Consider the following 23,636-nt stretch of genomic DNA (forward strand, 5'->3'; position numbering starts at 1 on the left):
ACGAGGTTCTGCCAGCCCTGGACCGTCAGCCGGCGGTCCGGCTTCGCCGCCTTCACGCAGTGCGCTCCACGCGCACCACCGCGATGTCGTCGGTGAGCCCGCCGTGCGCATGCGCGAGTTCTTCGGCGCCGTCGACGAGCGCGCGGACGAAGTCCGGGCCTGCCAAGTTGGCCAGCGAGCGGGCCATCTCGAGCAGGCCCGCCTCGCCGAGCCGTTCGTTGCCCGCGCCGGAGTGCCCCTCGAAGACTCCGTCGGTGAGCAGGACCAGCCCGTGTCCGGCGGGTAGTTCGAACGTGTCCGACGGCCAGTCGGAGTTCGCGGGCAGCCCGAGGGCGGGGCCGCTGAACGGATCGACCCACCAGACCGAGCCTGCGCCGTGTAACAACATTCCGGGATGGCCTGCGCGGACGGCGACCACCATGGGGTCGTTGGGGTGGATCGTCAGGCTCAGCACGGACGCGAACGTGCCGACGCCCGCGCGCTCGGCGATCAGGATGCGCTCGAGCTGAGGCATCAACTCGACACCGCGGAATCCGGCCAATACCAGTGTGCGCCAAGCGATCCGCAGTGCGACGCCGAGGGCGGCCTCGTCGGGCCCGTGCCCGGAGACGTCGCCGATGACGACGTGGGCCGTCCCGTCGGGCGTCTGCACCACGTCGTAGAAGTCGCCGCCCAGCAGGCCGTTCTCGCGGCTGGAGCGATACTGCGCGACGACGTCGATACCGGGGGGATCCAGGAGCAGCGGGGTGGGCAGCAGCCCGCGTTCCAGCCGCGCGTTCTCTCTGGCGCGGATGCGGCTGGCGTGAAGTTCGACGGCGGTGAGCTCGGCGCGCTTGCGCTCGATCGCGTAGAACAGTGCGCGCCTGAGCATTTCGGGATCGACGCGACCCTTCACCAGGTAGTCCTGGGCGCCAGAGGCGACGGCCGAGACGCCGAAGTGCTCGTCGGACAGGCCGGTCAGGACGACGATCGGCACGTTGTCGTTCTTCTTCGTGATGCGGTCGAGCGCGCTGATGCCGTTGGCGTCGGGCAGGTTCAGGTCGAGCAGCACGCAGTCCGGCCGCCAGTTGCTGAGCTCGCGTTCGGCATCCGACATCGACGGGGCGACGACCATGTCGATGTCGGTGTTCGCGTCGGCGATCAGCTCCTCGACGAGCACGACGTCGCCGCGATCGTCCTCGACCAGCAGCAGCGACAACCGTCGCCCGGTCCCCGCGGAGTGCTCAGAGTGGTGCAGTTCGGTCGGTCCAGTGCTAATGCACAGACGATACCCATAGCTCCCGACGTGTCACTCGCGTATTCCGCGGTAGATCCCACGCCGAACGATCAACCGCATGAGAATTCGCTCGAACGACCATGCCGGGAAGCGGAAGGCTCGGCCGTTCGGGGCGAACACCTCAAGTCCGTCCGTCTGGATCCCAATGACCGAGCCCCATCGTCGCTTCGGCGGTTGATACGCGCGCAGCGGGCGGCCGTCGAATTCGGCCAGCACGTTGTGCGCGAGCAGCCCGTCGCCACGGTTGCGGGCGGAGCTTCGCAGTGGGTCGGTGGCTGCGACGTCGCCGACCGCGAAGACGCCCGGCTGATCGGGCACCCGAAGCTCCTGGGTGACGCGGACGAAGCCGGCCTCGTCGAGCAGTTCTGGCGGCAACCAGTCGGTGTTGGGTCGCACGCGTCCGATCGTCCAGAGCACGGCGTCGGCGGAGGCCGGCGACTGTCCGGTGCTCCACTCGACCGGGGCGCTGGTGATCTCGTCGCCGGTGAACCCGTCCGGCAGCACCGCGCGGTGGCCGGGATGCAGCGTGACACCGGCCTCGTTCAGCCTGCGCCGGACGCGTTCCCAGGTGCGGTCGTGGTACTGGGTCAGCGCCCGCTCGCCGGGAAAGTAGAGGTCGACGCGCGTGCCGGGCCACGTTCTCGCGATGTTCGCGGCGCTGCTGACTGCCGCGGCGCCACCACCGACGACGATCACCGACGACGCGGCCTTGAGCCGGTCGTGTGCGGTGCGCAGTTCGGCGCCGATCTCGTCGGTGGACTGCAAGGTGGGTTGACGCCAGAACCCGTTGGTGACGCCCGTCGAGATGATGAGCGCGTCGTATGGCTCGTCGACCATCGAGCCGTCGTCGCGCTGGACGGCGACGGTCCGCTGCGAAAGGTCGAGGCCGGTAAGCGTGCCGTGGACGGTGCGCACGCGATCCAGCCCTTGGAACCGATCGAAGGAGATCCAGTTGTGCTTGGCCCAGTGGTCGGGGCGGCTGATGCGCCAGCCGAGTTCCTGGCCGCTCACCAAGGCGGGTTTGGTCGAGATGCCGACGACGTCAGCGTGCTTGGCCAGCCGGATCGCGGTGAGTACGCCGCTGTCGCCGAGGCCGGCGACGACCACCCGTTTGCGGCTCATCCCGCTCCATCGTCGACTTGGTCACCGAGTCTTGCCTACTGATCCGCACCGTACCCTGGCGACGTGGCCGATCTCCATCCCGACGTCGCCGTGCTCGCTCCGCTGTTGGGCACGTGGGCGGGCCGAGGAACTGGTGAGTACCCGACGATCCAGCCGTTCGAATACACCGAGGAAGTCACCTTCGGCCACGTCGGCAAGCCGTTCCTCTCCTATGGGCAGCGCACCAAGGCCGGCGACGACGGCAGACCGCTGCATGCCGAGACCGGCTACGTGCGGGTGCCGTCGCCCGACCGCGTCGAATGGGTGCTCGCCCATCCGACCGGGGTGACGGAAATTCAGGAGGGCACGCTGTCGGTGCACGACGGCGTCATCGAGCTGGAACTGATCGCGACGTCGATCGGGCGCACCGCGTCAGCCAAGGACGTGAACGCGCTCGGCCGGTCCATCCGAATCGATGGGGACACGTTGACGTACACGGTGCGCATGGGCGCGGTGGGCCAGCCGCTTCAACACCACCTCGCCGCCACGCTGCACAGGACGACGCCGTGAGCTCCGACGGGCGGGTACGCGTCCCGGCCAACCTCGACGCGGTGACGGCGGTCGGCGAGGAGGACCACTCCGATGTCGGCTCGCCTGCCGTCGAGCGGATCTGGCAGGCCACGCGGCACTGGTATCGGGCGGGCATGCACCCCGCGATTCAGGTGTGCGTGCGGCGCGAGGGCAAGGTCGTGCTGAACCGGGCGATCGGGCATGGTTGGGGCAACGGCCCCGACGACGCTCCCGACGCCGAAAAGGTGCCCGTGACAACGGAAACCCCGTTCTGCGTGTACTCGACGGCCAAGGGCATCACGACGACGGTGGTGCACATGCTCGCCGAGCGCGGGTACTTCTCGCTCGACGACCGCGTCTGCGACTACCTGCCCAGCTACACCAGCCATGGCAAGCACCGCACGACGATCCGGCACGTGCTGACGCACAGCGCAGGCGTCCCGTTCGCCACCGGACCCAAGCCCGACCTCAAGCGGATGAACGACAGCGAGTACGCCCGCGAGATGCTCGGCAACCTCAAGCCGGTCTACCGGCCCGGGCTGGTGCACGTCTACCACGCCGTGACCTGGGGCCCGCTGATGCGGGAGATCATGTCCGCCGCCACTGGGCGGGACATCCGCGAGATCCTGGCCACCGAGATTCTCGAGCCGCTGGGGTTCCGCTGGACGAATTACGGTGTGGCGGAACGGGACGTGCCGCTCGTCGCCCCCAGCCACGCCACCGGCAAGCCGTTGCCGCCGCCCATCGCCGCGGCGTTCAAGACTGCGATCGGCGGGACGACGCACCAGATCATTCCGTTCACCAACACTGCGCAGTTCCTCACCAGCGTGGTGCCGTCGTCGAGCACCGTCTCCACCGCCGACGAACTGTCGCGCTTCGCCGAGCTATGGCGCCGCGGCGGCGAGTTGGACGGGGTGAGGGTCATGTCGGCCGCGACGTTGCGTGAGGCGACGGTGCAGCGCCGCCGACTGCGTCCGGACGTCGCGACGGGCCTGGTGCCACTGCGCTGGGGCACCGGATTCATGTTGGGGTCCAAGCGCTTCGGGCCGTTCGGACTCGATGCGCCCGCGGCGTTCGGCCACACTGGGTTGGTCAACATCGCCATGTGGGCCGACCCCGAGCGCGAGCTCTCGGTGGGGGTTGTCAGCAGCGGCAAGCCCGGCGGACACCGTGAAGCCAAGCGCTACCCTGCGGTGCTCGACGCGATCAACGCCGAGTTTCCCCGCGTGACCCGCGTCAGCGGATCTTCTCGCCGTACACCCGGTCGACCGTCAACGTCATGAGCACCCGGCGGTCGGAGACCATGACCGCGCGGTACTCGGCCCAGTCCGGATGCTCGCCCGCGGCGGCGCGGTAGTAGTCCACCAGCGCCTCGACCTCGGGGCCGTTCGGGTCGGTGCCTGGCCCGATGAGCGTCACCGTGCCCTCGGCCGTCGCCCACGACCAGCCGTCGGCGCTGGTGACCTCGAAGGCCGCCCGAGGGTCGCGGCGCAAGTTCGCGGTCTTGGCCCGGCCGTCGGTCATCGACACGTAGATCACATCGGCGTCGCGGTCGTAGTACGGCGTCACGGGAGACAGCTGGGGTAGGCCGTTGGACTTGATGGTGGCCAGCACGCCGATTCGGCTCTCGGCGAGCAGGGTGCGGGGATCGAAGGCTGAGGTCATGTGTCGGGCAACCCGTGGCGCGGCAGGGGATATTCCACCCCCCACCGTTTCTTGACGGGTGTCGAGGGCCAGGGACTGGCCAATGTGACGCCGTTCTATGGTGACCAGATGAGCAACGATGCTGATTCCGAGCGGGTCGCCGAGCTGGCGCGCGGGGTGGTGGCCGCCCACGACCCCAAGAAGGTCCCCGTCCCCGAACTCCTCGGCGCGTGTTACGACGCCGGACTGTCGTGGGTGCACTTCCCCGAGGGCCTCGGCGGGCTCGGGGTGTCGCGCGGGCTGCAGGCCGTCGCCGACCGAATCCTGCAGGGCGCGGGCAGCCCGGTGCCGCTGGGCCTGAACCCGATGGGCTACGGCATGGCGGCCCCGACCATCCGGGAGCACGCGCAGAGCGACGACGTCAAGCATCAGTGGCTTCGCCCGCTGGCGACCACCGAGCACCTCTGGTGTCAGCTGTTCTCCGAGCCCGGCGCGGGATCCGACCTCGCAGGCCTCGCCACCTCGGCGGTCCGCGACGGTGACGACTGGGTGATCAACGGGCAGAAGGTGTGGACAAGCCTCGCGCACCGCGCCCGCTGGGGACTGCTGCTCGCGCGCTCCAACCCCGACGTGGCCAAGCACAAGGGCCTGACCTACTTCGTCATCGACATGCACGGCCCCGGCGTCGAGACGCGACCACTGCGCCAGCTGACCGGACAGGCCGAGTTCAACGAGGTCTACTTCACCGACGCCCGCATCCCGGACAAGCACCGGCTCGGCGAGATCGGCAACGGGTGGGGCGTCGCGATGACCACGCTGATGAACGAGCGCACCGCGTTGGGTGGCAGCGGCAGCCGTCGCGGCGCAGGCACCATCTCGGAGGCGGTGTCCCTGTGGGCGTCGCGCCCCCACCAACAGACGCCGGTGCTCCGCGACCGACTGACCCAACTGTGGCTGCGCTCGGAGGCGCAACGCCTGACCTCGGAGCGCTCTCGAGCCGCCGCGGGCGTCGGAGGCCCCGGGCCGGAGGGGTCGATCGGCAAGCTCGTCGGTGCGGAGCTGAACCAGCACATCTACCAGTTCTGCATGGATTTCCTTGGGCCGGAAGGACTTCTATATCACGGCTACCACCAGGGCGCCGCCACGGGAGAGAAGGACTGGCAGGGTCCCATTCAGCAGCGGTTCCTGCGCAGCCGCGCCAACACGATCGAAGGCGGCACCTCAGAGGTGATGCGCAACATCCTCGGCGAACGGATCCTCGGACTACCCGGCGACCTTCGCGCAGACGCAGGCATGGCTTGGAAGGAGATCCCCCGTGGCTGAGTTCACGTTCACCGACGAGCAGGTGCAGCTGCGTGACGCGGTCCGCAAGTTCAGCGCCGAGAACTTCGACGAGCCGACGGTGCGTGCGTTGATGGAGTCGGACCCACCGTTCGACGCGAAGGTGTGGGCGCGCCTTGGCGGCGAGCTCGGCGTGCTGGGTTTGTCGGTCGCAGAGGCCGACGGCGGCGTCGGCGGCACGCTGGTCGACCAGGCCGTCGCGGTCGAGGAGCTCGGCGCCCGGCTCGCCTGCGGGCCCGTCTTCGGCACGGTGTTCCTTGCCATTCCCGCGCTGGTGGCCGCGTCGTCGGGTCCGGCGCGTGACGAATTGCTGAGCGAGCTCGTCGAGGGCACCCGCACGGCGGCGTTCGCCGTCCCGGACCAGGCGGGCCGCTTCGTCCCCGACGCCGTCACTGTGACCGCGTCCGGCGACACCGTCACGGGTGCCGTCAAGCAGGTCGTCGACGCCGGTGCCGCGGACGTGCTGTTGGTCGCCGCCAACGGCCCCGACGGGGTGGCGCTGTACGCGGTCGACGCGGGCGCAGCGGGCGTCGAGCGGACTCCGCTCGCCACGCTCGACCTCACTCGACCTCAGGCGAACGTGCGGTTCACCGACGCGCCCGCGCGTCTGATCGCGGCGCCTGACGACGCAGCGCGGGTGATCGACCACGCGCTGCAGGTTGGTGCGGCGCTGCTGGCCGTCGAGATGGTCGGCGCCGCACAGCATCTGCTCGACCTGTCCGTCGAGTACGCGAAGTCGCGGCTGCAGTTCGGCAGGCCGATCGGCTCGTTCCAGGCCGTCAAGCACCGGCTGGCCGACGTGCTCGTCGACGTCGAGCACGCCCGGTCGACGGCGTACCACGCGGTGTGGGCGCTGACCGACGGCTCCGACGACCCGGCACTGGCGACGAGCATCGCCCAAGCCGTCTGCTCGGCCGCGTTCAGTCACGTCGCGACCGACACCATCCAGGTGCACGGCGGCATCGGGTTCACGTGGGAACACCAGGCGCACCTGTACTTCAAGCGCGCGGCCACCGACGCCGCGCTGCTGGGCACCGCCGAGCAGCACCGGTCGCGGGTCGCCGCGATGGTGCTCGACGACGCGTCGGCCGAGAAGCCCCCGCGGGTGGCCGACGGCCTGCCGGCCTAACTCGGCGAGGTACTCACCAAAGTGCGCGCCAGTTCCACAGCGCGTCGCCGACGAGCAGCACGCCGATGCCGAAGAACAGCGCCCGCACCACGATCGGCGCGTACTTGAACAGCACGCGGACGATTCGCCGCTGCAGCCGTCGTGCGCGCATGGTCTTGCGCACCGATAGGCCGAGCACGAACAGCGCGGGAACCAACGCGCTTGCGCAGTAGGCCACGACGACGAGCGGCCAGGCCGTCGGCAGCACGTCGCGCGCGGAGATCATCGTGAGCGCCGACAGGTACGGCACCGACGTGAGCGCCTGTCCCAGTCCGACGACCAATCCCGCGACGGCGAACAGCCACGGACTTCGCCGCGCCACGTTGAGCGCCCACGCCGGCGGTTGCCGTCCGTTCGACGACGACAACGAGGCGACGGCGATGAGCACCAGCCCCAGAACCAGTTGACCCCAGTACCGCACCGTCGGCGTGACCTCGATGTCCACGCGCTGGGTCAGGAAGCTCAGGCCGAGCACGATGCAGACGCCGGTCGTGCTCGTCGCCGTGAAGACGCCCGCGATGAAGCTCAGCCCGGCAGGCAGCGGCGACCGTCGGGTGAGCCGGCTGTCGTAGACGACCGCGGTCGTGACTCCCAGGTTGAGCAGGTTGAGCGAGTCGAGGAACGCGAACCCCGCGAGGGGCAGGAGGAGAGCCAGCATGTCACACGAAACCCTAGGGGCCGGGCCGCTCCCGGCGCCAACGCGGCGGCGGAACTACGCTCGGGGGGTGGCCACGGTGTTGACGGTGAACAGCGCGCACGTACAGCCCGGTGTGAGCACCGCGACCACCGGCATCGACAAGCGGCCCGTCGTCGGCGCCGTCGCGGTCCGCGCGCCCGGCCCCATGCAGGGCGGGCTCGGCAGCGGTCTCGTCGGCGACACCATCGGCAACCCGAAGGTTCACGGCGGTGACGATCAGGCGGTCTACGCCTACGCCCGGGAGGATCTCGACGTTTGGGCGGCCGAGCTCGAGCGCGAACTCACAAACGGCATGTTCGGCGAGAACGTCACGACGTCGGGGATCGACGTCACCGGCGCCGTGATCGGCGAGCGCTGGCGCATCGGCTCGGACGGTCTGCTGCTCGAGGTGACGCGACCCCGCGTGCCCTGCAAGACGTTCGAGCTGCGGCTGGGCATCTCCGGCTGGATCAAGACGTTCACGCACGGCGGCACCCCTGGCGCCTACCTGCGGGTGGTGGAACAAGGGACGCTTCGCGCGGGCGACGCCATCGAGCTCGTCGACCGGCCCGGACACGGCGTCACCATCGGCACGGTGTTCCGCGCGCTCACGCTCGAGCCGAAGCTGCTGCCGACCATCCTCGCCGCCGACGCGCTGCCCGAGGAGATCAAGGCGAAGGCCCGCCGCCGCGCCGCCGGCTGAGCGAACCCCGAACGCGAAAAGAGGGGCACCCGATGATCGGGTGCCCCTCTTGCTTCGCTGTGTCAGCGGCCGTTGCCGAAGACCGGCGTAACCGCGCCGACGGTCGCCTGCTGCTGGATGTCGGCCACCCAGTCGTGGTGGACGACGTCCGCCTGGGCGGGGGCTGCCAGCCCGAACAGGGCGGCGGCGAATCCGGTGGCGATGGCGCTAGCAAATCCAAACTTCTTCATTTCGAAGACCTCTTCCTCTTTTGCTTCGGTGTTCGAGCCGTGGCGTTCGTGTCGCGGTTCGGACCCTACGTCTTCCGGTTGGGAGATTTCCTACCCGGTCTGACAGCTAGAACGCACTGTTCAGCGCGGTAATTCCATTGGCAGCAATTGAACGGCGGATGGCAGCAATCAACCGGTTGCGCGCCTCGATCCAGGGTTGGCCGACGCTGTTACGTCACCGCGGCGGCGCGTAGTTCGGCAAAGGCGTCTTGCACCGCGTCGGCCATGAGGGCGATGTGGGCTAGCGCCTGCGGATCGGTGCACAACCCGATGCCGATGTCGCCCGCGCACGAGATCGCCGAGATGCGCAGCGCGTGGTGTGCGGCGGGCTCCGACGACGAGAACAGGTTGAGCACGCGTCGACCCGCCACGGAGACGGCGGTACGCGGCCCGGGAACGTTGGAGATCGACAGGCTGAACTCGCGCGCGCTGCCCGCCAGTCGCTTCGCGGCCTTGCCGACGTACTTCACCGCGCCGAGCGCATGGAGCAGCTCGTACATCTCGTCGGCGTCGTCGAGTCGCTTGCGTTCGCGGGTCTGCGCGCTGATGAGGTCGAGCATGAGGAGCGGATCGCGTTCGCCAAGCGGCAGGTCGACGTTCATGAAGGAGTCGCGGTTACCCACGGTGGCATCCTCGTCGCGTCGGTGCAGGCTCACCGGCACCTGGGCGCGCAGATGCTTGCGGGCCAATTCGTGGCGTTCGAGCCAGGTGCGCAGTCCGCAGCCGACGATGGTGAGCAGGACGTCGTTGACGGTCGCACGCACGGGCCGCGACGCGCCGATCGCGGTCAGTTCAGCGAGCGGGGCGGCGGTGAACGCCAGCTCGCGGGAGACGGTGATCGGACGGTCGAACGGCGAGCGCGAGCCTGGACGGCCGAGTTCGCGGAACGCCGCCGCGGGCAGCCTGCGCAACTCGTCGCGGCGGGTGAGCGGGGCCGGCGCCGCGTGCCCGCCGCTCGCGGGGGCCGACTCGTGGGCATCGAAGAGCACCGCGTCAAGGAACCGGACGGCGGCGATCCCGTCGCACATCGCGTGGTGGATGCGTGCCGCGATGGCCTCGCGACCGTCGGCCATGGGCCCGATCACGTCGAACGTCCACAGTGGGTGCCGACGGTCGAGGTGCTCCGACATGAGCTCACTGACGATCCGCCACAGGTCGGCCCGTGACGCGCACGCGCTGTCGGCACGACGCCGGACGTGGTTCGTGACGTCGAAATCCGTTGCGGGAACCCAGCGTGGCTCGGACGCGGACGTGTCAACGCGCTCGGTGGCGCGGGGTTGGCTCGCCAATCTGGCGCCGACGGTGGCTCGTAGCGCGTCGAGGTCGAGCGGCTCACTACCCGGTTCGAGGACGATCAGCTTGAGGGTGTGGCCGGTGATCGCAGCGGATTCGAGAGCGAGGATGCGCGCGTCGTCCGCCGAGAGTCGGTCCTCGTCTGCCACCCGTCGAGTCTAGACGGCGTCGATTGCGCGGTAGATGCGCTGTTCGCTGACCGGGCGCGGCGTGCCCAGCTGCTGTGCCCACAGGCTTACCCGCAATTCCTCTATCTGCCTGGCGATTTCGCGGACGTCGGCGGCATCCGCCCGCCCCGTCGGCAGTGCGGCGACGAGTTCGTCGTATGCGGCCTGCACGGCATGGACGCGCTGCATCCGTTCACCGTCGGCGGCCACCGCGTGCGGTAGCCGCTCCAGTCGGCGTGCGATCGCAGTCAGGTAGCGCGTCAGGTCGGCCAGGTGCGCGACGCCGGTGGCGGTGACAAACCCCACGGGCAGCAGCCGCTCGAGCTGGGCACGGACGTCGGCGATCGCGGTCGCCTGCGCGGGCGGCGGCTTGTCGGGCACCCCGAGCCGCGCCGCCTGCGCCGCGTCGAGCACCCGCTGGACGCGCGCAACCACGTCCAACGTCGTCTCGGTCAGCGCACCGGCCACCCGGTCACGCAGGGCGGTGAAGTCGGCCCGATTCCACGCCGGCGCCGACACCAGAAGGTCGGCCGCGGCGTCGGCACAGTCCTCGAGCAGGGCCGCCAGCGACCCGTCGGGATTCGTGCTCAGCGCCAACCGAGCCCGCGGATCGAGTGCCCGCTCAACGGCTTTCACCGGTGACGACGTCGCAAGGCGCAGCAACCGGCGCGTGCCGGGACCCATCGCGGCGGCCTGCTCCGCCTCCGTCGCGAACACCCGTACGTCGACGCCGCCGCCTGCATCCGTCAGCGCCGGGAAGCCCCGCACGGTGCGTCCCGCGACGCGACGTTCGACGGTGCGCGGGAGTTCGGCCAGGTCGTCGGGCCAACCCCGCAGGTCGCTGCGTTCCAGCCCGTCGGCGACCGCCTCGGCGACGGCGGTGCGCGCGGGTGCGGCCAGCCGCTCCTGGAGCGCGTCGAGATCCTTGCCGCGGCCTAGTTCTCGACCTTCGGCCGACTCAACGACGAACGTGACGCGAAGGTGCGCAGGCAGCTTGTCGAGGTCGAACTCCTCGATGGGCACCCGAACGCCGGTGCGGCGCAGCAACGCACGCTGCAGCCCGTCCAGCAGGGGTTCGCGTTCGGGATCGAGCTCGCCGAGCACTGCACGGGCGGTGTCGGGGGCGGGCACGAAGTTGCGGCGCAGGGCCTTCGGCAAGGATCGGATGAGCTCGGTGACCAACTCCTCGCGCAATGCCGGTACGTGCCAGGCGAATTCGTCACCACCGAGCCTCGCAAGCACGTCGACCGGTACGTGCACGGTGACGCCGTCGTCTTCGGCGGTCGGCTCGAAGCGGTAGCTCAGCGGCAGTTCGGCGTCGCCCGTCTGCCAGGTGTCGGGTCGGTCGTCGGCGTCCTCGGCCCGCAGCAGGTCGGCGCGGGTGAACGTCAACAGCTCCGGTGTGCGGTGCCGTTGTTTCTTCCACCACGCGTCGAAGTGCCGCGCCGACACCACGTCTGCGGGGATGCGCGCGTTGTAGAGCGCGTGAACCTCGTCGTCACCGACGAGCAGGTCGCGGCGCCGGGTGCGCTCCTCGAGTTCGGCGAGCTCCTCCAGCAGGCGCGTGTTGTCGCGGACGAAGTGGTGCCGGGTCTGCCAATCCCGCTCGACGAGTGCATGTCTGATGAACAACTCGCGGGCCAGTGCGGGCTCGAACGTCGCGTACCCGACGCGGCGGCCGGCGACCAACGTCAGCCCGTACAGCGTCACCCGTTCGAAGGCCACCACCTCGCCGCGCTTTGCCTCCCAGTGCGGCTCGCTGTAGCTGCGCTGGACGAGGTGTTCGGCGATGCGCTCGACCGTGGCGGGGTCGATGCGCGCGGCGATCCGGCCGAACAGCCTGCTCGTCTCGACGAGGTCGGCGACCACCACCCAGCCTGGCGGGCGCTTCGTCAGCACCGACCCCGGCGCGAGCACGAACTTCGAGTTGCGGGCGCCGGCGTACTCCCTGCCAGTTCCCGCGCGCTGCCCGATGTGCGACAGCAGTCCGGCGGTCAGTGCGGCGTGCACCCGGGCGGGGTCCGCCGGTTCCGGGTCGTTCGACTCCCTGATGCCGAGCCCCCGTGCGATGTCCCGCAGCTGGCCCACCAGGTCCTGCCACTCGCGGATACGCAGGTAGTGCAGGAATTCCTGTCGGCACATTCGGCGAAAGGCGCTGCCCGACAGGTCTCTTCGCTGTTGACGGAGGTAGCGCCACAGGTTGAGATACGACACGAAGTCCGAATGCTCGTCGGCGAACCGGGCGTGCTTGGCCCTGGCGGCCTCTTCCTTGTCGGCGGGCCGTTCACGTGGGTCCGGGATCGACAGCGCTGCCGCGAGCACCAGCACCTCGTGGACGCAGCCCTCGGCGTCCGCGGCCAGGATCATCCGACCGATGCGCGGGTCGACGGGCAACTGCGCGAGCCTGCGACCAACGTCGGTGATGGCGCCCTGCTGGTCGAAGGCGCCGAGTTCGCGCAGCAGCAACACGCCGTCGCGGATGCTGCGCGCGTCCGGCGGGTCAAGAAACGGAAAGTCCTCGATGTCACCGAGTTCCAGCGCAGCCATCTGGAGCGTGACGGCCGCCAGGTTGGTGCGCAGAATCTCCGGATCGGTGTAGCGCGGCCGCGACGCGAAATCCTCCTCCGAGTACAGCCGGATGCACACGCCTGGCGCCACGCGACCCGACCGTCCCGCGCGCTGGGCTGCCGACGCCTGCGAGATCGGCTCGATCGGCAGCCGCTGCACCTTGGTCCTGCGGCTGTAGCGCGAAATGCGTGCGGTGCCGGGGTCGACGACGTAGCGGACGCCGGGCACCGTCAGCGACGTCTCGGCGACGTTGGTGGCCAACACGATTCGGCGCGCGGTGCGACTTGGCGCAAACACCTTCTGTTGGTCGGCGGTGGGCAGCCGGGCGTACAGCGGGAGTACTTCGGTGCCCAGCGGGTTGTCCTTCAGTGCGTCCTGCAAGGCCTCGGCAGTGTCGCGGATCTCGCGCTCACCGGAGAGGAAGACCAGCACGTCGCCAGGAGGTTCGGCGGCGAGCTCCTCGACGGCGTCGACGATGGCCTCGGTCGGGTCGCGCAACTCGGTGCGCACGATCTCGTGGTCGGGGTCGTCGGGGTCCTCGTCGTCACTGGCGGGAACGACGACTTCCAGTGGCCGGTAACGGATCTCGACGGGGTAGGTGCGCCCGGACACCTCCACGATCGGGGCACCGCCGAAGTGTTCCGCGAAGCGGCCGGGCTCGATGGTCGCCGAGGTAACGATCACCTTCAGGTCGGGCCTGCGCGGCAGCAGTTCGCGGAGGTAGCCGAGCAGGAAGTCGACGTTAAGGCTGCGCTCGTGTGCCTCGTCGAGGATCAGCGTGTCGTAGCGCAGCAGGCGCCGGTCGCGCTGAATCTCGGCGAGCAGGATGCCGTCGGTCATCAGCTTGACGAGGGTGCGGTCGCTGGCCTGGTCGGTGAAGCGGACCGTGTAGCCGACGGCTTCGCCGAGTGGGACGGACAGTTCGTCGGCGATGCGCTGGGCGACGGTGCGCGCGGCGAGCCTGCGCGGCTGCGTGTGGCCGATGGTGCCCCGGATGCCGCGGCCGAGTTCGAGACAGATCTTGGGCAGCTGCGTCGTCTTGCCGGAGCCGGTCTCACCGGCCACCACGACCACCTGGTGTTCGGTGATCGCCTTCGCGAGGTCGTCGCGTCGCGCGCTGACGGGCAGCTCGGGGTAGGTGATGGTCGGAACGGCGGCGACGCGGGTGGCGACGAGGGCTTCGGCCGCGGTGATTTGCTCGGCCAGCCGCCCGAACTGTTCGGGCGTCACGCTGCGCAGCTGTCGCAGCCGGCGGCCCAGCCGGGCGGCGTCCCGAATCGTCAGACCGTCGAGGCGGGCACGCAACGCGCGCACGTCGGCACGGGACGGTTCGGACACTCGGGCAAGGATAGGCGGAGCGTGCTCAGTCCGCTCCGACCGTGGTCAGACAGAAGGGATGGCCCGCAGGGTCCAGTAGCACCCGCCAGCTAGCCGGGTCCCGCTGATGCTCGGCGATTCGTGCGCCCAAGGCGACCGCTCGCTCGACCGCCTCGTCGAGGTCGCTCACCGAGACGTCGAGGTGCATCTGCTGAAGCTGCCCCGGCTCCGGCCACGTCGGCGCCACGTAGTCGGCGACGCGCATCATCGCCAAGGTCTGGGCGCCGTCGGTGATCGCGATGACGCTGCCGTCGGGGCTTTCGACGAGCCTGCGCATGCCGAGCAGCGCACCCCAGAAGTCAGCGAGTGCGGCTGGGTCTGGGCAGTCGATTGAGGTAGCGCCCAGGCGTCCCACGGGTGTCGTCATGACGGGGCAAGCCCGCGAGTCCGGTGGAACAGCACGGCCGCGGCGATCACCACTTCGATCACCGCGAGAACGGTGGCCAGGGTCATCGCCGCCGAACCTGTGGGCACTGCGGGCAGCGCGACGCTCGCGCCGTGGTGATGCGCCGCCATCGGAAGGTGAACGCCGATCATCGCCAGGTTCATCAGCGCCACCAGCGTCCAGCTCCGCGACGTACCGCGCGTCCAGAGGTCGCGCGCACAGTAGAGGCACCCGAACGCCATCGCCACCATCACCGTCGCGGCCACGGGGTTCGTGGCATGTCCGAGCGAAATCACGTGCAGCGCAGCTGAACACACCGCCGACAACGCGAAGGCCCGACGGCCCAACAGGGCGAGCGGCGTGGTCACGTCGACTCCGGGTGTGTTCACGAGTGCTCGCCGCCTTCCGTCCTGCGATTCGGCTATCTAAGTAGACTCCGCGGAGACGGGAAATTCATCCCGAGGCGGGCGAGCTGTCCACTTCGCCTGCACTGAGGGTCGTGATTTCGCCGATTCAACAGCCGTGACTACAGCCGAAACGAGCACGGGGGCAGGCTCAGGGGCGGTCGGGCGCCCAGTAGGCCAGCATCTCGGCGAAGGTCTCGAAGGCCGGCGTGTTGACGCCGTAGACGGGCTCGAAGTGCACGCTCATCGGGAAGCCGAGGCCGCCGACGCCGTCGATGACGCGCTTGTAGAGGTCGACCATCAGCGTGCGGCGCTGCACGGGCTCGGTGCCCGCCAACGTCTTGACGAACTCCTGCTCGGCGGCGACGGCGGCGTTGCCCTGATCCTGAATGAGCCAGCTGATCAGGCCCACCTTGGTCTCGACCTTCGGCACGAAGCCGAACGACAGCAGAATCTCAGGCCGGTGGTCGGTTTCCCTGGCGAACTCGGTGAGGAAGTCGACGATGGCGTCGGAGTACAGCAGTTGGGTCATGCCGTAGGTGGCGCCCTGCTTGCACTTGAACTCGAACCGGCCGTGTTCGCCCTCACGGGTGGGGATCAGGATGACGCCGCGGTTGTCGACCAGTCCTTCGAAGATGCCAAGGGCATCCGTTGGTGCGACGCCGGACCCCTCGCCGTCGTTCATGGTGCGCGGTACTCCGACGAAGGCGATGCCGTCGATCCCAGTGTCGCCGAGCACAGTCAGCCGCTGGCGTAGCGTCGGCTCGTCGAGGAACGCGGTGACCTGGGTACACAGTCCGTTCACGCCCGGCAGCTCCGGCTTGATGATCGACCAGAAGTCGAGCACGTCCATCTTCGGCTTCATCTCGATGGGACGGTCGCCGTCCTCCTCGATCATCCCTGGGATCATGACGTGCCGGAACCGCCCTCCGAGCCCCGCTTCCCCGGCGCTCTTGAGCACCTTCTGGGCTTCCTCGAGGGCCCGCTCGCGCCCCTGGTCGAGGTTCGGCGGGACGAGCTCGAGCGCGATGGTGTTGAGGCTCAACGGACTGCTCCTGTGGGGACACGTGCCTGCGGCGGAGAGTCGACCTCGATGTCGACTCGGCGACCAGATCGCCCTCCGCAAAGAAATTAGCGTACCGAACTGGGCTGGGACACCGCCCGCTCCGTAGGGTGGGTCACGTGACCAGCGCGCCGGAAACCGCCGTCGTCCTCGACGCCGGCTACGCCCGCGAACTGCCGGAACTGGCCGTTGCATCGAAGGCCGCCGACGCCCCCGATCCGCGGCTGCTCGCCCTCAACGAGCCACTCGCCCGCGCGCTGGGCCTCGACGTGGCGTGGCTGCGGAGCCCCGACGGGCTGCGCTTCCTGCTGGGCAACCTCGTCCCGGACGGCGCGACGCCGGTGGCGCAGGCGTACTCCGGGCATCAGTTCGGCGGGTACAGCCCGCGCCTCGGCGACGGACGTGCGCTGCTGCTCGGCGAGTTTGTCGACCCCCACGGGCAACGTCGCGACCTGCACCTCAAGGGCTCGGGCGCCACCCCGTTCGCCCGCGGCGGTGACGGCTTCGCGGCCGTGGGCCCGATGCTGCGCGAGTACGTGGTGAGCGAGGCGATGCACGCGCTGGGCATCCCGACCACGCGTGCCCTCGCGGTAGCGGCGACGGGACGGCCGGTGTACCGCGACACGGCCCTGCCCGGCGCGGTGCTCGCCCGCGTCGCCAGCAGCCACCTGCGGGTGGGCACCTTCCAGTACGTGGCGGCCTCCGGCGAGGTGGACCTGTTGCGCCGGCTGGCCGACTACGCAATCGCGCGGCACTACCCCGCAGCGGCGTCGAGCGAGCACCCGTATCTCGTGTTCTTCGACGAGGTCGTCGCGCGGCAGGCCGCACTCGTCGCCCAGTGGATGCTGGTCGGGTTCGTCCACGGGGTGATGAACACCGACAACGTGACGATCTCGGGAGAGACCATCGACTACGGGCCGTGCGCGTTCATGGACGCATTCGATCCGGCGACCGTGTTCAGCTCGATCGACTACGGCGGCCGCTACGCCTACGGCAACCAGCCCGCGGTGGCCGCGTGGAATCTGGCTCGGTTCGCCGAGGCGTTGCTCCCGCTGTTGTCCGAGGACCAGGAGCAGGCCGTCGCGCTCGCCACTGAGTCGCTTGGCCGGTTCGGCGGCCAGTACGAGCACGCTTGGTCGACGGGAATGTGCGCCAAGCTCGGGCTCGCCGTGGGCGTGGACTCGGCGGTGTTGATCGAGGACCTGCTCGGCCTGCTCGCGGGCGAGGGCGTCGACTACACGTCGTTCTTTCGTGCGCTCGGCCGCAGTGCACGCGGCGACGCGGAGCCGGTGCGCGGGTTGTTCGCCGACCTCGCAGGGTTCGACGCGTGGGCCGCGCGGTGGGCGGCGCTCGATCCCGACGCCGCGGCGATGGACCGCGTCAACCCGGTCTACGTCCCGCGCAACCACCTCGTCGAGGAGGCGCTGGCGGCGGCCACCGAAGGCGACCTCGGTCCGGTGGAACGGCTGCTCGAGGCACTGGCCGCTCCGTATGACCAGCGTCCCGGCCTTGATCGCTACGCAGAACCGAACCCCGACGCGTCCGCCAGCTACCAGACCTTCTGCGGCACTTGAGCTTTCGCTCGGCCTAGGCTCACTTCGCCGTCAGGATGATGTACTGGGCGGCCACCAGCTGGTGCAGCGTGTCGAGCTTGTCGCTCGTCGCCTCGATCGCGTACCGGTCGGCGGGTGCCACGCAGTAGAAGGCCTTCGGGAACGCGAAGCAATGACTGTCCGGAATGTTGGGCACCGGCGCGGCGATGGTGGTGCCCTCGGTCTTGGCGAGCTCGTCGGTGAACGACTTGATGACCATGCCTGCCGACGGCGCGCTCCTGGCCGCGTAGACGTTCGTCCCGGCCATCGCCACCTCGGTGACACCGGTGTCCTTGAACAGCGTCTCCGACCCAACGGGGTTGCTCTGGAAGTGCGCAGCGCCGCGCGCGTCGTAGACGGAGTTCTTTGCGGCGGACGCGCCGCTGGTGAGCGGAACGGTGCGCGCCAGCATCCCGGTCGGGTCAAGCTCGACGGCCGCGAGGGCGTTCAGGTCGGCCGGCGTGAACTTGTCGATGAGCGGAGCCTGGATGTCGACGGCCTTGGCGACCATCGCAGCGGCGGCGTCGAACCCGTCGATCGACTGGACGAAGTCCATGAACACGTAAGGCCCATGAGGGGTGAACGACCGGATCGTGGCTCGCACGCGGTCGGAACCATGGGGAGTGAACGGGTAGGTGGAGGCCGCGGCTTCCGGATGGCCGGGAATCGCGGCGACGGCCGGAAGGGCGCCCGCGATCGGCTTGCCCGACGCGGCCTTGTTCATGTCGGCGCTCGCCGCGGCGGCAGCGGCTGGGTCGGTGAAGCGCATGACGGCATGGACGAGGGCGGCCTTGTCGGTCGCCTCGCGGGCCGAGGCGAACCCGTTGACGAAGCCGTGTTGACCGGCGGCGGCCGCCACCGGTTCCGGTCCGATTCGGGACAACACGCCTGGGTTGTCCATCAGGTAGAAGCTCTCGAGGTATGGCGTGATCAGGGTCTCGTCGACGTCCCACGGCCCGATGACGAAGTCGGCCATCTGCTGCGCCTGAGCGACGGCCCCGCGGGCGGGACTGCCCGCGGTACCGATTGGCGGGAGGGGCTTCGTCGGGTACGTGCCCGCATCGAGCTTGTCGGGGCTCGTGATGGGCAGGACCGGCGGCTGCGCGATCGTCGGGGTGGACGAGGCACTGGTGTCGGTGGTGCCGCCGCCGCACGCGGCGACGAGCAGCGCACAAGCCACCCCGGCTCCGACTCCAAGAACGCGTCGCATCGTGTCTCCCGTCGTTGCGCCGACGTCCAACCTACAGAGCGGGCTCAGGCGTGAAGACTTCGATCGGCCGCACCGGGTTCAACATCACGACGGGGATGTGACGACTCGTCGACCTTTGGTAGGCGAGATACGGCGGGTACAGGTGGGCCATGAAGGCCCACACGTCGTGGCGCTCTTCACCTTCGGGTTCGCGCCACGTCGCCTCGAACGCCTGGGTCGCGATCTGAACGCCAATCGTGTTGCTCGCCAGGATGTTCAGATACCACTCCGGATGGACGTCGGCGCCACCCTTCGATGCGACGATCACGATCTCTCCGCCAACGTTGCCGTAGATCAGCGGACTGATGTAGCTCCTCCCAGACGTGCGGCCCGTGCACTTGATCAAGCAGTGGGTCGTCAGTGCACGGCCGCCGACGGAGCTGAGGTCCACGATGTGGCCGCGGGTGCCACCCGAGGTCAGATACGTCTCCCGGTGCTCACTCGCCCAGTCGGCGTCCCCCATGGATGGCTTCCCTTCGGTCGGCGCGCTACCTCGACCGTCTCACATGGCGCGCCTTCTCGCCATGACCGAGCCATTCGGCAATCGGGATGCAGGTAGTCCGCTACGCTACGGCCCCGCGCCGCTGCACGCCTACACCGACTACCTCAAGGCCCTTTCCGGGCCGAGGCTTCACCCTTGCCGGTGAGCAAATCCCGTCGGTGGAGCAGGGCGACGGTGCGGCATCGGGGTGCGGGTGCTCAGCTACGCAACAAGGCAGTCGACCTCATTCCGGCGCGGGCACCCGTAAGTGCTTGCGCTGCTTGAGTTCGTCCTCGTCGACGAGCTTCAGCATCGGCTGTCCGGGAACGCACAACATCGTGACGACGAAGCGGCTGGGGATGTCGTCTCGATTGTTGCCGTCCGAGTAGTGGATGACGTCACCGCCCGGTTCCCAGAACGCCTCGCCGGCGCGAATGACCCGTGGCGCTTCGCCTTCGAGCTCGAACAGCATCTCCCCTTCGAGCATGTAGCCGAAGGCCGGGCCGCTCGGGTGGCGGTGCGGCGGGGCGCCGGGATCACCGGGCGGGTAGTGGATGACGACCGTCATGGCCTCGGCGCCCTCGGGGATGAACGGCGGGTGCGCTTCCTGAATGACGGTCAACGCCGTCTCCCACATCGGGCTTGATTCCCTGGTCGTTTCGCTGGACATCGGAAACTCCTCTCTCGGTTGGTTCTTCGGATGGTTGGTGCTCAGACGGCCGAGCCGCCGCCGTCGACGTGCAGGGTCGAGCCGGTGACGAAGCTCGCCCTGGGTGAGGCCAGGAACAGGATGGCCTCGGCGATCTCCGACGGGTGTGCGGTGCGGCCCAACGGCAAGGTCCTGCCGAGCTCTTCGTTGGTCTCGCCCCACGCGGCGGCCACTCCCTCGGTGCGGGTCGGGCCAGGGGCGACGTTGTTCACCCGCACCCCGTGGGGCCCGAACTCCACCGCCCACGTACGGGTTAGCGCTTCGAGCGCGGCCTTCGACGCGCTGTAGACCGACGCCCCTGGCACTCCCTTCGAGGCCACCATCGTGGTGACGTTGACGATGCTTCCGCGGCCCCGTTGCACCATCCCCGGCACCAGGCCGGCGACCAGGAAGTAGGCGCCGCGAACGTTGGTGTCGAACACCGCCTCGAACACCGCCGGATCCTGGTCGACGGTGCTCGAGGCGGGGAAGCTCGCCGCGTTGTTGACGACGATGTCGACGTCACCGCATCGCTTCACCAGCGCTCTCACCGAGTCGGCGTCCGACATGTCGGCCTGTATGAAGCGCGCATTCGGGCAGATCGCGGCGACGGCCTCCTCACCCCGGTCGGGGTTGCGGCCGGTGACGATGACCGAGGCCCCCTCCTGGGCGAGCAGCTTGGCGGCCTCGAGCCCGATGCCCGCCGTCCCGCCGGTGATCAGCGCGGTGTGATGTCGCAGTTCCATGCCTACCGCGCACCGGTCGGCACGTTGGTGGCGAGCCAGTCCGCGAAACGGGTTCCGAACGTGGTGAAGCTGCCGAGGGGAACGATGCTCCGTTCGTCGATCACCGCGCCGAAGTAGGGCGCCTGCGGGTCGGTCACCACGAGGCGGGAGTCGCCGTACGCAACCAGCCCGGTGCGGATGAAGTCGTCCATGGCGATCGGCTCGGGCCCGGCGATCTCGGTGGCGCCGTCCAGCGGCGGCTCGGCGGCTGCGCGCGTGACGGCGGTGGCGACGTCCTCCGCGGCGATGGGCTGCATCCGAGCGTGCGGCAACCGCACGACGTCGCCGTCGGTGGCGGAATCGGCGATGCGGATGACGAACTCGTAGAACTGGGTCGCCCGCACGATCGAGTAGGGCATGCCCGATTCCTTGATGAGCTTCTCTTGGGCGGCCTTGGCCCTCATGTAGCCGCTGTCGGGGACGCCGTCGGCGCCCACGACGGACAGCGCGACGTGGTGGCTGACGCCGGCCGCGCGCTCGGCGTCGAGCAGGTTCGCCGTGGACGTGGTGAAGAAGTGCATGACGTCGTCGTCGGCGAAGGACGGCGAGTTCGAGACGTCGACCACGACCTGCGCGCCGGTGAAGGCTTCGGCCAGGCCGGCTCCGGTCAGCGTGTCGACGCCCGACTGGGGGGACGCGGGGACCGCATGGTGGCCCAGTTCGTTCAGGTTGGTGACGACCTTCGAGCCGATGAGCCCGGTTCCGCCGATGACGACGATCTTCATGATGATGCCTTTCAGGGGACGTGTGATCTGGACACCACAAGCGTCGCTTCAGGCGATGCGTGGTCGAACCCTTGAAAGTCCGTAGTCGTTTCCGTGGGGGCCCGAACTAGGTCAAATTGGCCAGGATCTTCGCGAAGGCGTCGCGCGAGGCGTCCGTTTCGAGACCGCCGGTGCTGATGGCGATCGCCACGGTCGACCCCTGCGCGTAGGTGTAGCCCTCGGTCCCCGCGGCGACGTTGAAGTGGGTCACGGAGTGCCCGTCGAGCTGTTCCGATTCGGTGGCGACGGTCTTTGGCGGGTTGGCTTGAGCCATCCGGTCACTCAGGTCGGACAGGAAGCTCTCGACGAACGCGTCGCTGTTCCCCGACTCGAGTCGACCCACTACGACCCTGAGCACCGCGTCGCCCCTTTGACTGACGATGGCGGCAGTGACGTCGGAGAACTGGGACCCGGTGAACGTCGGGTAGACGTCGACGGCGGCGATGGACGTCGTGGTGTAGCCCGGCAGTTCCGCCAATGTCCCGGCGATGGCGGTTGGCGACGTCGACGCCTGAGTGCTCGTCGTGGTCGACGGGGTCGGCTCCGGCGTCGTCGCACACGAGCTCAGCATCACCGCCGCCACGAAAATGGCTGCCAACCTCGCTGCGTTGATCGTCATCACGGATCCTCCTTGGCGTAAGCATCTTGGAGGATTCTGCGGCAGGATCGCGTCCAGCATGACCGACAGCGACGATTCCCCCGCCACATCGCGACGACGCCACGTCGTGCGATTGGCCCTCTTCGCGGCGTTTCTGCTCGGGCTGTTCTATCTAGTCGCCGTCACGCGGGTCGTGGACGTCGAGGCCGTCCGCAGGGCCGTGTCGGCGACGGGTCCCGTCGCGCCGCTGACCTACGTGGTGGTGTCGGCCGTACTGGGTGCGGTGTTCGTCCCCGGCCCGATCCTGGCCGCGGGCAGCGGCATGTTGTTCGGGCCGGTGCTTGGCACGTTCGTGACGCTCGGCGCGACGGTAGGCACGGCGACGATCGCCAGCCTCGTCGGAAGGCGCGCCGGCCGCGACAGCGCACGGGCGCTGCTTGGCACCGAACGGGCTGACCGCTTCGACGCGCGCATCGAAAGGGGCGGCCTGTGGGCGGTCGTTGGTCAGCGCTTCATCCCCGGCATCTCGGATGCCCTGGCCTCCTACGCGTTCGGCGCCTTCGGAGTTCCGTTGTGGCAGATGGCCGTCGGGGCGTTCATCGGATCGGTGCCACGCGCGTTCGTCTACACGGCACTGGGCGCGTCGATCGGTGAGCTCTCGTCACCGCTGGCGTACACCGCGATCGTGGTGTGGTGCGCGAGCGCCATCGTCGGTGTCTTCGCCGCCCGCAGTGGCTATCGCCATTGGCGTGCGCACCCGGGTGAGCGCCCCGACGATCCGGTTCACGAGGCGGAAGCGGGCAACTGAGCCGTCGGCTCAGGCGCCCAGTTCACCCGCGATTCCGCGCTCGATCTCCGCGCGCGTGCGCTCCGGCAGCACGACCAGACCGTCGAGTTCTCTACCGGCGAGGTCGTAGGCGCTTTCGCGTTCCTGCGGCGTCGCCGCCGAGTTCGTTGCCACCCGCAGCAAGCTCAAGGCGCGGGTGAGCCGTTGCTGATCGATGCGCGAGAAGTCGTTGCGGCGTCGGCGAATCGCTTCGGCCTCCGCCACACTGAACGCACTCACGTACTCCTCGACGGCGTCGAGGTACTCCCTGGCGGCATCGCGGTCGTCGAGCAGTTCTTCGGCCTTGCCTGGCCGAATCAGGTCGGCGCGCAGCTTGGCCCGATGGAATCGCACCGTGAGCGGGTCGCGCATGTCGGTCATCACCGGAAAGTCGAGCAGCTTGGTGACGTCGAGTTCGTAGTCCAACCAGCGGGTGTCCGTCCGGTCGTGCTCCTTGACGGCGCGCGATATCGCTCGCCATTGCGCCGACTTGTTGCTGGTCCCCTGCGCGTGCGGTGCGGTTATCGTTTCGGCGTCAGCGGCTTGGCGACCTTGAGCAGCCGCCCACGCCTTCCGGCCAGCGATGATCACCCCGACCAGCGGGACGAGGATGATCAGCAGTTCGACGAGACGAACGACGAGGCCCAC

General features: G+C 69.2%; 24 protein-coding genes. 7 read left to right on the top strand and 17 right to left on the bottom strand.

The features are described 5' to 3' along the window. Positions 1-52: 52 nt before the first annotated feature. Entirely contained in the window at positions 53-1,198 is a 1,146-nt protein-coding gene (locus tag SLQ33_RS05440) for a fused response regulator/phosphatase (protein ID WP_319452777.1), read from the bottom strand. 90 nt (positions 1,199-1,288) lie between these two features. Continuing rightward, on the bottom strand, positions 1,289-2,398 hold the full coding sequence (locus SLQ33_RS05445; protein ID WP_319452778.1) for an FAD-dependent oxidoreductase: 1,110 nt from the start codon (positions 2,396-2,398) through the stop codon (positions 1,289-1,291). 63 nt (positions 2,399-2,461) lie between these two features. Between SLQ33_RS05445 and SLQ33_RS05450 the strand changes: the two genes are divergently transcribed. Both SLQ33_RS05450 and lipE read left to right on the top strand, forming a co-directional pair. Then, positions 2,462-2,947, top strand: coding sequence for a peroxynitrite isomerase (locus SLQ33_RS05450; protein WP_319452779.1), 486 nt, complete (start codon positions 2,462-2,464; stop codon positions 2,945-2,947). Continuing rightward, positions 2,944-4,230 (top strand): lipase LipE, encoded by a 1,287-nt coding sequence (gene lipE / locus SLQ33_RS05455; RefSeq protein WP_319452780.1) that lies wholly within the window; start codon positions 2,944-2,946, stop codon positions 4,228-4,230. The genes SLQ33_RS05450 and lipE overlap by 4 nt, the downstream gene beginning before the upstream one ends. Here lipE and SLQ33_RS05460 read toward each other — a convergent pair. After that, a complete protein-coding gene (locus SLQ33_RS05460; RefSeq protein ID WP_319452781.1) occupies positions 4,184-4,612 on the bottom strand; it encodes a PPOX class F420-dependent oxidoreductase in 429 nt (142 codons plus the stop codon). The genes lipE and SLQ33_RS05460 overlap by 47 nt on opposite strands. Before the next feature lie 108 nt (positions 4,613-4,720). Between SLQ33_RS05460 and SLQ33_RS05465 the strand changes: the two genes are divergently transcribed. Together SLQ33_RS05465 and SLQ33_RS05470 are read left to right on the top strand one after the other, a co-directional pair. Beyond that, positions 4,721-5,914, top strand: a complete 1,194-nt coding sequence (locus tag SLQ33_RS05465) for an acyl-CoA dehydrogenase family protein (RefSeq protein WP_319452782.1) — start codon at positions 4,721-4,723, stop codon at positions 5,912-5,914. Further along, the gene (locus SLQ33_RS05470; protein ID WP_319452783.1) at positions 5,907-7,061 is read left to right on the top strand and encodes an acyl-CoA dehydrogenase family protein; all 1,155 of its coding nucleotides are present in this window, start codon (positions 5,907-5,909) and stop codon (positions 7,059-7,061) included. Before SLQ33_RS05465 ends, SLQ33_RS05470 begins: the two co-directional genes overlap by 8 nt. Positions 7,062-7,074: 13 nt before the next feature. On the opposite strand, the gene SLQ33_RS05475 is transcribed toward SLQ33_RS05470, so the two are convergent. Further along, positions 7,075-7,758, bottom strand: coding sequence for a GAP family protein (locus tag SLQ33_RS05475; protein WP_319452784.1), 684 nt, complete (start codon positions 7,756-7,758; stop codon positions 7,075-7,077). A 67-nt stretch (positions 7,759-7,825) separates the two neighbouring features. On the opposite strand from SLQ33_RS05475, the gene SLQ33_RS05480 reads away from it, so the two are divergent. Beyond that, complete coding sequence (locus tag SLQ33_RS05480) at positions 7,826-8,479, top strand: MOSC domain-containing protein (RefSeq protein ID WP_319452785.1); 654 nt, start codon at positions 7,826-7,828, stop codon at positions 8,477-8,479. A gap of 62 nt (positions 8,480-8,541) precedes the next feature. On the opposite strand, the gene SLQ33_RS05485 is transcribed toward SLQ33_RS05480, so the two are convergent. From SLQ33_RS05485 to SLQ33_RS05510, 6 genes are all read right to left on the bottom strand, one after another. Then, positions 8,542-8,709, bottom strand: coding sequence for a hypothetical protein (locus SLQ33_RS05485; RefSeq protein WP_319452786.1), 168 nt, complete (start codon positions 8,707-8,709; stop codon positions 8,542-8,544). A gap of 209 nt (positions 8,710-8,918) precedes the next feature. Next, positions 8,919-10,190 carry a wax ester/triacylglycerol synthase domain-containing protein gene (locus SLQ33_RS05490; protein ID WP_319452787.1) on the bottom strand — a complete coding sequence of 424 codons (1,272 nt, stop codon included), beginning with the start codon at positions 10,188-10,190 and terminating at the stop codon, positions 8,919-8,921. 9 nt (positions 10,191-10,199) lie between these two features. Then, positions 10,200-14,114, bottom strand: a complete 3,915-nt coding sequence (gene hrpA, locus SLQ33_RS05495) for an ATP-dependent RNA helicase HrpA (RefSeq protein WP_319452788.1) — start codon at positions 14,112-14,114, stop codon at positions 10,200-10,202. Positions 14,115-14,139: 25 nt separating this feature from the next. Next, on the bottom strand, positions 14,140-14,520 hold the full coding sequence (locus tag SLQ33_RS05500) for a VOC family protein (RefSeq protein WP_319452789.1): 381 nt from the start codon (positions 14,518-14,520) through the stop codon (positions 14,140-14,142). Beyond that, positions 14,517-14,927: a hypothetical protein gene (locus SLQ33_RS05505; RefSeq protein ID WP_319452790.1), complete on the bottom strand. Its 411-nt coding sequence runs from the start codon at positions 14,925-14,927 to the stop codon at positions 14,517-14,519. The genes SLQ33_RS05500 and SLQ33_RS05505 overlap by 4 nt, the downstream gene beginning before the upstream one ends. Positions 14,928-15,093: 166 nt before the next feature. Further along, positions 15,094-15,987, bottom strand: a complete 894-nt coding sequence (locus tag SLQ33_RS05510) for a mycobacterial-type methylenetetrahydrofolate reductase (RefSeq protein ID WP_319452791.1) — start codon at positions 15,985-15,987, stop codon at positions 15,094-15,096. 137 nt (positions 15,988-16,124) lie between these two features. Between SLQ33_RS05510 and SLQ33_RS05515 the strand changes: the two genes are divergently transcribed. Beyond that, on the top strand, positions 16,125-17,579 hold the full coding sequence (locus SLQ33_RS05515) for a protein adenylyltransferase SelO (RefSeq protein WP_319452792.1): 1,455 nt from the start codon (positions 16,125-16,127) through the stop codon (positions 17,577-17,579). 19 nt (positions 17,580-17,598) lie between these two features. On the opposite strand, the gene SLQ33_RS05520 is transcribed toward SLQ33_RS05515, so the two are convergent. The 6 genes from SLQ33_RS05520 to SLQ33_RS05545 all read right to left on the bottom strand — a co-directional run bounded on the left by SLQ33_RS05520 (position 17,599) and on the right by SLQ33_RS05545 (position 22,183). Further along, positions 17,599-18,807, bottom strand: coding sequence for a hypothetical protein (locus SLQ33_RS05520; RefSeq protein WP_319452793.1), 1,209 nt, complete (start codon positions 18,805-18,807; stop codon positions 17,599-17,601). A gap of 31 nt (positions 18,808-18,838) precedes the next feature. Beyond that, entirely contained in the window at positions 18,839-19,309 is a 471-nt protein-coding gene (locus SLQ33_RS05525) for a nitroreductase/quinone reductase family protein (protein ID WP_319452794.1), read from the bottom strand. 262 nt (positions 19,310-19,571) lie between these two features. Then, positions 19,572-19,997 (bottom strand): cupin domain-containing protein, encoded by a 426-nt coding sequence (locus SLQ33_RS05530; RefSeq protein ID WP_319452795.1) that lies wholly within the window; start codon positions 19,995-19,997, stop codon positions 19,572-19,574. 41 nt (positions 19,998-20,038) lie between these two features. After that, positions 20,039-20,761, bottom strand: coding sequence for an SDR family oxidoreductase (locus SLQ33_RS05535; protein ID WP_319452796.1), 723 nt, complete (start codon positions 20,759-20,761; stop codon positions 20,039-20,041). Positions 20,762-20,763: 2 nt separating this feature from the next. After that, entirely contained in the window at positions 20,764-21,525 is a 762-nt protein-coding gene (locus tag SLQ33_RS05540) for an SDR family oxidoreductase (RefSeq protein ID WP_319452797.1), read from the bottom strand. 106 nt (positions 21,526-21,631) lie between these two features. Beyond that, entirely contained in the window at positions 21,632-22,183 is a 552-nt protein-coding gene (locus tag SLQ33_RS05545) for a hypothetical protein (RefSeq protein WP_319452798.1), read from the bottom strand. Positions 22,184-22,241: 58 nt separating this feature from the next. Between SLQ33_RS05545 and SLQ33_RS05550 the strand changes: the two genes are divergently transcribed. After that, positions 22,242-22,970, top strand: a complete 729-nt coding sequence (locus SLQ33_RS05550) for a TVP38/TMEM64 family protein (protein WP_319452799.1) — start codon at positions 22,242-22,244, stop codon at positions 22,968-22,970. A 9-nt stretch (positions 22,971-22,979) separates the two neighbouring features. On the opposite strand, the gene SLQ33_RS05555 is transcribed toward SLQ33_RS05550, so the two are convergent. Continuing rightward, on the bottom strand, positions 22,980-23,636 hold the full coding sequence (locus tag SLQ33_RS05555; RefSeq protein ID WP_319452800.1) for a hypothetical protein: 657 nt from the start codon (positions 23,634-23,636) through the stop codon (positions 22,980-22,982).

This window comes from Mycobacterium sp. RTGN6 (genome assembly GCF_033804605.1).
Classification (GTDB): Bacteria; Actinomycetota; Actinomycetes; order Mycobacteriales; family Mycobacteriaceae; genus Mycobacterium.